The organism is Streptomyces lusitanus (genome assembly GCF_042647945.1).
Classification (GTDB): Bacteria; Actinomycetota; Actinomycetes; order Streptomycetales; family Streptomycetaceae; genus Streptomyces; species Streptomyces pseudogriseolus.
This window is the reverse complement of sequence record NZ_JBHRWL010000003.1, coordinates 18,624-28,899: the sequence shown is the minus strand read 5'-3', so window position 1 is coordinate 28,899 and position 10,276 is coordinate 18,624. Positions and strand designations below refer to the sequence as shown.

The following is a 10,276-nucleotide window of genomic DNA, read 5'->3' as shown; positions in this document are numbered from 1 at the left end:
CCCGCCGCCCTCCCGACCGCACCCGACGCCCCGGCCCCACCGGGTTCAAGGAAGTGACACACGTGGCTGACGACGACAAGTACGTGGAATACCTCAAGCGGGTCACGGGCGAACTGCGGCAGACCCGCCGCCGGCTGCGCGAGGTCGAGGACCGGGCCCGCGAGCCGATCGCCGTCGTCGCGATGAGCTGCCGCTTCCCCGGCGACGTCCGCGGCCCCGAGGACCTGTGGCGACTCGTCGACGAGGGCGGCGACGCCATCGGCGCGCTGCCCGCGGACCGCGGCTGGGACATCGAGGACCGCTACGACCCCGACCCCGACAACCCCGGCACCTTCTCCACCCGCGAGGGCGGCTTCCTCGGCGACGCCGCCTCCTTCGACGCGGCCTTCTTCGGCATGAGCCCCCGCGAGGCCCTCGCCACCGACCCCCAGCAGCGCCTGCTCCTGGAAGCCTCCTGGGAACTGCTGGAGCGGGCCGGGATCCGCCCACAGACCCTGCGCGGCAGCGCCACCGGCGTGTTCGTCGGCGCGGCCACCTCCGGCTACGGACAGGGCCCCGTCGAGGTGCCCGAGGACGTCCACGGCCTGATGCTGGCCGGCAACGCCACCTCCGTCGCCTCCGGCCGCATCTCCTACGTCCTCGGCCTCGAAGGCCCCACCGTCACCGTCGACACCGCCTGCTCCTCCTCCCTGGTCGCCCTGCACTGGGCGGTGCAGGCCCTGCGCAACGGCGAGTGCGACCTCGCGCTGGCCGGCGGTGTCGCCGTCATGGCCACCCCCGGCCTGCTGTTCGAGTTCAGCCGGCAGCGCGGCCTCGCCCCCGACGGACGCTGCAAGGCGTTCGCCGACGGCGCCGACGGCACCGGCTGGTCCGAGGGCGTCGGCCTGCTCCTGGTGGAACGCCTCTCCGACGCCCGCCGCAACGGCCACCCCGTGCTCGCCGTGGTCCGCGGCTCCGCCGTCAACTCCGACGGCGCCTCCAACGGCCTCACCGCCCCCAACGGCCCCGCCCAGCAGCGCGTCATCGAACAGGCCCTCGCCAGTGCCGGCCTCACCACCGCCGACGTCGACGCCGTCGAGGCGCACGGCACCGGCACCACCCTCGGCGACCCCATCGAGGCGCAGGCCCTCCTCGCCACCTACGGCCAGGACCGGCCCGCCGACCGGCCGCTGCTGCTCGGCTCCCTGAAGTCCAACCTCGGCCACACCCAGGCCGCCGCCGGAGTCGCCGGCGTCATCAAGACCGTGATGGCGCTTCAGCACGGCCGGCTGCCGCGCACCCTGCACGTCGACCGGCCCTCCACCCACGTCGACTGGGACGCCGGGCACGTCCGCCTGCTCACCGAGCCCGCCGACTGGCCCGCCACCGGCGACCGCCCGCGCCGGGCCGCCGTCTCCTCCTTCGGCATCAGCGGCACCAACGCCCACGTGATCCTTGAGGCCGCGCCCGAACCGGAACCCGAGCCGGAGTCCGAGGCCGCCGACACCCCGGCCACCGAGACCACCGCGGCCGGCGTTCCCGCGGCCGGCGCGACGGCCGCACCGGCCCGACCGCTGCCCCTGGCCCCCTGGTTCGTGTCCGCGCGCAGCGCCGAGGCCCTGCGCGGCCAGGCCGCACGGCTCCTGAAGCACGTCGCCGACCACCCCGACGACGACCCGCACGACACCGCCCGCGCCCTCGTCACCACCCGGCAGACCTTCGAACACCGGGCCGCCGTCCTCGCCCCGGACACCGCCGCCGCGCGCGACGCGCTGCGCGCCCTCGCCGACGGCGAGGAGCACCCGGCGCTCGTCACCGGCCGCACCCTGCGCGGCGCCACCGCGTTCCTCTTCCCCGGACAGGGCGCCCAGCGCCCCGGCATGGGCCGCGACCTGTACGCCGCCTTCCCCGCCTTCGCCCGCGCCTACGACGAGGTCTGCGCCCACCTCGACCCCGAACTCGGCCTGTCCCTCAAGGACACCGTCCTGCACTCCGGCGACGAGGAGGCCCTGCGCGCCACCGGCCTCGCCCAGCCGGCCCTGTTCGCCTTCCAGGTCGCCCTGTTCCGCCTGCTCGAATCCTGGGGCATCACCCCGAAGTACCTCCTGGGCCACTCCCTGGGCGAGCTGACCGCCGCCCACGTCGCGGGCGTCTGGTCGCTCGCCGACGCCTGCCGCCTGGTCGCCGCCCGCGGCCGGCTCCTCCAGGCCCTGCCCGAGGGCGGCGCCATGATCTCCGTCGAGGCGGCCGAGGACGAGGTCGCCCCGCTCCTCGCCGAGCACGGCGACGCCGTCTCCGTCGCCGCCGTCAACGGGCCCCGCGCCACCGTCATCTCCGGCGACACCGCGGCCGTCGAGGCCGTCGCCGCCGAACTCGGCGCCCGCGGCCGCACCACCCGCCGGCTGCGCGTGTCGCACGCCTTCCACTCCGCCCATATGGACGGCGCCCTCGAGGACTTCCGGCGCGTCGCCGCCGGCGTCACCGCCCGCCCGCCGCGGATCACCGTCGTCTCCGACCTCACCGGCCGCCCCGCCACCGCCGACGAACTGGCCACCGCCGACTACTGGGTACGGCACGTGCGCCACACGGTCCGCTTCGCCGACGGCATCGAGGGGCTCGTCGAACGGGGCGTCACCCGCTTCCTCGAACTCGGCCCCGACGCCACCCTCACCGCGCTCGCCCGCACCTGCCTGCCCGAGGACACCACCGAGCGGATCTGCCTGCCCCTCCAGCGCAAGGACCGCCCCGAGCCGGCCACCCTGCTCGCCGCCGTCGCGGGCGCCCACGCCCACGGCGTCCCCGTCGACCACGACCGCCTCCTCGGCGCACCCGCTCAGGGCGCCCCCCGGATCGAGCTGCCCACCTACGCGTTCACCCGCGAGCGGTACTGGCTGCGGCCCGCCGACAGCACCGGTGACGTCACCGGCGCCGGGCTCGCCGGCACCGGACACCCCCTGCTCGGCGCCGTGGTCCGCGTCGCCGACGAGGACCGGGTCCTGCTCACCGGACGGCTGTCCACCCGCGCCCAGGCCTGGCTCGCCGACCACACCGTCGCCGGGACCGTCCTGCTGCCCGGCACGGCCTTCGTCGAACTCGTCCTGCGGGCCGGCGACGAGGTGGGCTGCGGCCTGCTCGACGAACTCACCCTGGAAGCCCCGCTGGTCCTGCCCGACGGCCACGGCGTGCAGCTCCAGATCGTGCTCGGCGCCCCCGACGACACGGGCCGCCGGACCGTCACCGTCCACGCCCGCCCGGACGCCGACGACGACACCCCCTGGACCCGGCACGCCACCGCCGTCCTCGCCCCGGCGGCCGCCGCCCGCCCCGGTGACGCCCTCACCGCCTGGCCGCCCGCCGGCGCCACCCCCGTCCCGCTGGACGGCTTCTACGACGCCCTCGCCGACCAGGGCTACCAGTACGGCCCCGTCTTCCAGGGACTGCGCGCCGCCTGGCGCGACGGCGACGTCCGCTACGCCGAGATCTCCCTGCCCGAGGACGAGCACCGCGACGCGGCCCGCTACGGACTGCACCCCGCCCTCCTCGACGCCGCCCTGCACGCCCAGCTCACCGGCACCGACGAGGACGGCGGCGAGGACGGCCGGGGCGGGGGAGTGGGCCTGCCCTTCGCCTTCGGCGGCGTCACCCTGCACGCCGTGGGCGCCACCACCCTGCGCGTCCGGCTCGAACGGAACGCCGGCGGCGCGGTCACCCTGCACGTCGCGGACGGCACGGGACAGCCCGTCGCCACCGTCGACTCCCTCGTCAGCCGCCCGCTGTCCGACGGCGCCCCGCGCCCCGCCCGCGCGGCCGACGGCGCCCTGTACGCGGTGCGCTGGACGCCCGCCGACCTGCCGCGGACGCCCGCCGCCGACACCCGGGCCGCCGGCTCGTCCGAGGACGACGGGAGCACCCCCGCCGTCCTGTCCTTCACCTCCGAGCCCGGGGAGAACCCCGCCTCGGTCGCCGCCCGCGCCCTGGACGCCCTGCGGACAGCGCTCGCCGACGACCGCACCCGGGAGACCCCCGTGGTCGTCGTCACCCGCGGCGCCGTCGCCACCGGCGGCGAGGAGGACGTACCGGACCTGTCCGCCGCGGCCGTGTGGGGCCTGGTGCGCTCCGCCCAGACCGAGAACCCCGGCCGGATCGTCCTCGCCGACCTCGACGACACCGACGCCTCCCGCGCCGCCCTCTCCGCCGCGGTCGCGTCCGGCGCCCCACAACTCGCCCTGCGCGAGGGCCGGCTGCTCGTCCCGTCACTGACGCGCGCCGCCGTGACGCAAACCGCCGACGACACCGACCGGTCCGCCGCCTGGGACCCCGACGGCACCGTCCTGATCACCGGCGGCACCGGCGCGCTCGGCGCGCTCGTCGCCCGCCACCTGGTCACCACGCACGGCGTGCGCTCCCTGCTGCTGCTCTCCCGCAGCGGTCCCGACGCCCCCGGCGCCGCGGAGCTCACCGCCGAACTCACCGCTTACGGCGCCGCCGTACGCGTCGAGGCCTGCGACGCGGCCGACCCCGAAGCCCTCGCCGCCGTCCTGGCCGCCGTCCCCGCCGAGCACCCGCTGCGCGCCGTCGTGCACACCGCCGGCGTCCTCGACGACGGCGTCCTGAGCTCCCTCACCCCCGACCGCTTCGCCACCGTCCTGCGCGCCAAGGCCGACTCCGCGCTCGCCCTGCACCACGCCACCCGCGACGCCGACCTCACCGCCTTCGTGCTGTTCTCCTCCGCCGCCGGCCTCCTCGGCGGCGCCGGACAGGCCAACTACGCCGCCGCCAACACCGTCCTGGACGCCCTGGCCCACCACCGCCGCGCCCAGGGGCTGCCCGCCGTCTCACTCGCCTGGACCCTGTGGGACCACGACGGCGGCATGACCGGCGGCCTCGACGCCGACGCCGTACGCCGCATCGCCGCCTCCGGACTGCCCGCCCTGGACCCCGCACAGGCCCTGCGGCTGCTGGACGAGGCGCTCACCGCGGACGAGGCCGTCCTCGCCCCGCTGCGCACCGAGCCGGCCGCGCTGCGCGCCGCGGCCGCCGCAGGCCGGCTGCCCGCCCTGCTGCACGGACTCGTTCCCGCGCCGGCCCGGCGCACCGCCCGCGCCGCGGACGCCGGCTCGTCCGAACTCGGCCGGCGCCTGGCCGCCCTCACCGAGCCCGAGCAGGAACGCCTGCTGCTCGACGTGGTGCGCCGCCACGCCGCCGTCGCCCTCGGCCACGGCTCGGCCGGCGCCGTGGACGGCGAACAGTCCTTCAAAGACCTCGGGTTCGACTCCCTCACCTCCGTCGACCTGCGCAACCGGCTGAACGCCGAGACCGGGCTCAGGCTCCCCGCCACCCTGGTCTTCGACCACCCCCGGCCCAGCGCCCTCGCCCGCCACCTGCGCGACGAACTCGCCGGCGGCACCGAGACGGCCCGGACCGCCGCCGTCGCCGCGGACGACGACGACCCCGTCGTCATCGTCTCCATGGCCTGCCGGTACCCCGGCGGGGTCACCTCCCCCGAGGAGCTGTGGCGGTTCGTCTCCGAGGGCGGCGACGCCATCGGCGCCTTCCCCGCCGACCGCGGCTGGGACCTGGACCGGCTGCCCGGCCTCCAGGCCGGATTCCTGCACGACGCCACCCACTTCGACGCCGCCCTGTTCGGCATCTCCCCGCGCGAGGCCCTCGCCATGGACCCGCAGCAGCGGCTCCTCCTGGAGACCTCCTGGGAGGTCTTCGAACGCGCCGGGCTCGACCCGCTGGCCCAGCGCGGCGGCCGCACCGGCGTGTACGTCGGCGCGATGGGCTCCGGCTACGCCTCGGGCCTCGCCGACATCCCCGAGGGCATGGAGGGCTACATCGGCCTCGGCGTGTCCGGCAGCGTCATCTCGGGCCGCGTCGCCTACACCTTCGGCCTGGAAGGGCCGACGATGACCGTCGACACCGCCTGCTCCTCCGCCCTGGTCGCCCTGCACCTCGCGGCCCACGCGCTCCGGCAGGGCGAGTGCGCGATGGCGCTGGCCGGCGGCGTCACCGTCATGGCCACCCCCGGCACCTACACCGAGTTCACCGCGCAGAACGGCCTCGCCGCCGACGGACGCTGCAAGGCGTTCGCCGCCTCCGCCGACGGCACCAGCTTCTCCGAGGGCGTCGGCATGCTCCTGCTGGAACGCCTCTCGGACGCCCGGCGCAACGGACACCCGGTGCTCGCCGTGGTCCGCGGCTCCGCCACCAACCAGGACGGCGCCTCCAACGGCCTGACCGCGCCCAGCGGGCCCTCGCAGCAGCGCGTCATCCGCGCCGCCCTGGCCTCCGCCGGGCTCGCCCCGGCCGACGTGGACGCCGTCGAGGCGCACGGCACCGGCACCACCCTCGGCGACCCCATCGAGGCGCAGGCCCTCATCGCCACCTACGGGCAGGACCGGCCCGACGACCGCCCGCTGTGGCTCGGCTCCGCCAAGTCCAACTTCGGCCACACGCAGGCCGCCGCGGGCGCCGCGGGTGTCATCAAGATGGTGATGGCGATGCACCACGGCGAACTGCCCCGCACCCTGCACGTGGACGAGCCGTCCCCGCACATCGACTGGTCCGCCGGTGCCGTGCGGCTGCTCACCGAGTCCCGCCCGTGGTCCGCCCCGGACGGACGCCCCCGCCGGGCCGGCGTCTCCTCCTTCGGCATCAGCGGCAGCAACGCCCACGTCGTCCTGGAGGAACCCCCCGCGCCCGCCCCCGCGCCCGAGCGGGAGGCGCCGGCCGGCGCCCCGCGCGCGTACCCCGTCTCCGGGCACACCCCCGACGCCCTGCGCGCCCAGGCGGCCCGGCTGCGCACCCACCTCCTCACCGCCGGCCACGACCCGCGCGACCTCGCGCACACCCTGGCCACCGCCCGCCCCGCGCTCGCCCACCGCGCCGTCGTCGTGGCCGAGGACCACGAGGAACTCCTCGCCGGGCTCACCGCCCTCGCCACCGGCGACCAGGCCGGCCACGTCGTCACCGGCAGCGCCGACGGCGGCCGTCTCGCCCTTCTGTTCAGCGGCCAGGGCGCCCAGCACCCCGGCATGGGACGCGACCTGTACGCCGCCCACCCGGTGTTCGCCGACACCCTCGACGCCGTCTGCGCCGAACTCGACCGGCACCTCGACGGACCGCCCCTGCGCGAGGTGATGTTCGCCGCCGAGGGCAGCGCCCACGCGGAGCTCCTGGACCGCACCGCCTGGACCCAGGCCGCCCTGTTCGCCTTCGGCACGGCCGCCCACGCCCTCACCGCGTCCTGGGGCGTCCGGCCCGACGTGCTGGCCGGGCACTCCATCGGCGAACTCACCGCCGCGCACGCCGCCGGCGTCCTCGACCTCGCCGACGCCTGCGCCCTGGTCGCCGCCCGCGGCCGGCTCATGCAGGCCCTGCCCGAGGGCGGCGCCATGACCGCGATCGAGGCCACCGAGGCGGAGGTGCTGCCGTACCTCGAGGACCGCGCCGACCGGATCGCCGTCGCCGCCGTCAACGGCCCCGCCTCCGTCGTCGTCTCCGGCGCCGAGGACGACGTGGCCGCGGTCGCCGGGGAGTTCGCCGCGCGCGGCCGACGCACCCGGCGCCTCCGCGTCTCCCACGCCTTCCACTCGCCGCTGATGGACGCCATGCTGGAGGACTTCCGGCAGGTGGCCGAGCGCGTGCGCTACGCCCCGCCCGCCGTCCCCGTGGTGTCCAACCTGACCGGCGCCCTGGGCACCGGTGAGGACCTGTGCACCCCCGGCTACTGGGTGCGCCACGTCCGCGAGGCCGTGCGCTTCGCCGACGGGGTGCGCACCCTGCGGGACGAGGGCGTCACCCTCTGCCTGGAACTCGGCCCCGACGCCACCCTCACCCCCCTCGTCCGGGACTCCGCAGGCGACCCCGACGCCGTCACCGCCGTGTCCCTGCTCCACCGCGACCTGCCCGAGACGCGCGCCGCCCTGCTGGCCGCCGCCGCCCTGCACACGTACGGCCGCGCGGACCTGCCCCCCGCCCCCGCCGACGCCCGGCCCGTCGCCCTGCCGACGTACGCCTTCCAGCGCGAGCGCTACTGGCTTCAGACCTCGGCGCGGCCCGCCGCGCCCACCGCGGACGGCGCCTTCTGGGAGCTGGTCGAGGCCGCCGACCCGGCGGCCCTGGCCGAGCGGCTCGACGTCGACGCGGACGCCCCGCTCAGCACCGTCCTGCCCGCCCTCGCCGCCTGGCGCGGCACGGACCGCAGGCAGCGCGAGGAGCAGCGCTGGGACCACCGCGTGACCTGGCGGCCCGCCGCCGACGGCGCCACCGCCGCCCTCACCGGCACCTGGCTGCTCGCCGTCCCCGAGGACCTGGACGGCGGCCCCTGGGCGTCCTCGGTCGCCGAGGCCCTCACCGCGCACGGCGCGCACGTCCGCGTGCTGCCCGTGGACTGCGCCCGCGCCGACCGCCCCGGCCTCGCCGCCGCCTACGACACCGCCCGCGAGGACGGCCCGGCCCCCGCCGGCGTGCTCTCCCTGCTGGCCGCCGACACCCGGCCGCTGCCCGGCCACCGAGCCGTCCCGGCCGGGCTCGCCGCGACCACCGCCCTCGTCCAGGCCCTCGCCGACCGCGGCACCGGCCCGGACACCACCCGCCTGTGGGCCGTCACCGCCGGCGCGGCCGGCGTCCTCGGCCACGAGGCGCCCGCCGCACCTGAACAGGCCGCCGTCTGGGGCCTGGGCCGCACCGCGGCCCTCGAACACCCGCAGCTGTGGGGCGGCCTGATCGACCTGCCCGCCGGCACCTTCGCCGCCGTCGCCCCCGACGTGGCCCGCCGGCTGTGCGCGGTCCTGGCCGGCGGCACCGGCGAGGACCAGACCGCCGTCCGCCCCGACGGCACCTTCCTGCGCCGCCTCGAACACGCGCCCGCCGACGCGCCCGCCGGGACGCCGGCCGACTGGACGGGCACCGTCCTGCTCACCGGCGCGACCGGGGCGCTCGGCCTGCGCACCGCCGCCTGGCTCGCCGAACGCGGCGCCACCAGGATCGTCGCCGTCAGCCGCTCCGGCGCCGGATCGCCCGGCGCCGCCCGCCTCAAGGAGGCCCTGGCCGGCACCGGCGCGGAACTCGTCCTCGCCGCCTGCGACGCCGCCGACCGGGACGCGCTCGCCGCCCTGCTGGCCGAGCACCCCGTCGACGCCGTCGTGCACACCGCCGGCGTCCTGGACGACCGGCTCCTCGACGCCATGGACACCGACGCCCTGGAGACCGTGCTGCGGCCCAAGCTCGCCGCCGCCCGCAACCTCCACGACCTCACCCGCGACCGCGACCTGACCGCGTTCGTCCTGTACTCGTCCGTCTCCGGCACCCTCGGCACCATCGGCCAGGCCAACTACGCCGCCGCCAACGCCTACCTCGACGCCCTCGCCGAACAGCGCCGCGCCGCCGGACTGCCGGCCACCTCCCTGGCCTGGGGCCCCTGGGCCGGCGGCGGCATGGCGACCCGCGACGCAGGCACCGAGAACCGGATGCGCCGCGGCGGCATCCAGCCCCTCGACCCCGACCGGGCCGTGGAGGCGCTCGGCCGGGCCACCGCACGCACCGACGCCGTGCTCACCGTCGCCGACATCGACTGGGCCCGGTTCGCCCCCGGCTTCACCACCTCACGGCCCAGCCCGCTCCTCGCCGAACTGCCCGAGGTGCGCGAGCTGTCGGGCACCGGACAGCGCGGCGCGGCCGCCGACGCCGGACAGGCCCTGCGCGCCCGGCTGGCCGGACAGACCCCCGCCGAACGGGACCGCACCCTGATCACACTGGTGCGCACCGAGGCCGCCGCCGTCCTCGGCCACGCCTCCACCGACCGCGTCGGCGCCGCCCAGGCGTTCAACGCCCTCGGCTTCGACTCGCTGACGGCGGTCGAACTGCGCAACCGCATCGGCGCGGCCACCGGCCTCGCCCTGCCGGCCACGCTCCTGTTCGACCACCCCGACGCCACCACCCTCGCCGGCTACCTGCGCGGGCGGCTCACCGAGGACACCGACGGGGGCGGCGCCGTCCTCGCCGAACTCGACCGCCTGGAGGCGGCCCTGTCCCAACTGGCGGCCGACGACGCCCGGCGCGACCGCATCGGCGCGCGCCTCCAGTCGCTGCTCGGACGCCTCGGCGGCGGCGGTGGCGCGGCCGGCGCCGCGCCGGCCGCCGCGACCGGCGACGGCGACATCGCCGACCGCCTGGAGTCCGCCGCGGCGGACGAACTCTTCGACTTCATCGAGAACGACCTCGGCATCTCCTGACGGAGACGGCCACGGGACCTGCGAAACGGGTGAGGAACGCATGAGCGATGAGGACA

At 77.5% G+C, this 10,276-nt stretch carries 1 protein-coding gene; it reads left to right on the top strand.

The window, feature by feature from the left end; all coding sequences use genetic code 11:
* The first annotated feature begins 62 nt into the window (after positions 1 to 62).
* Entirely contained in the window at positions 63 to 10,220 is a 10,158-nt protein-coding gene (locus tag ACFOSY_RS04840; RefSeq protein WP_394305449.1) for a type I polyketide synthase, read from the top strand.
* Positions 10,221 to 10,276 lie beyond the last annotated feature (56 nt).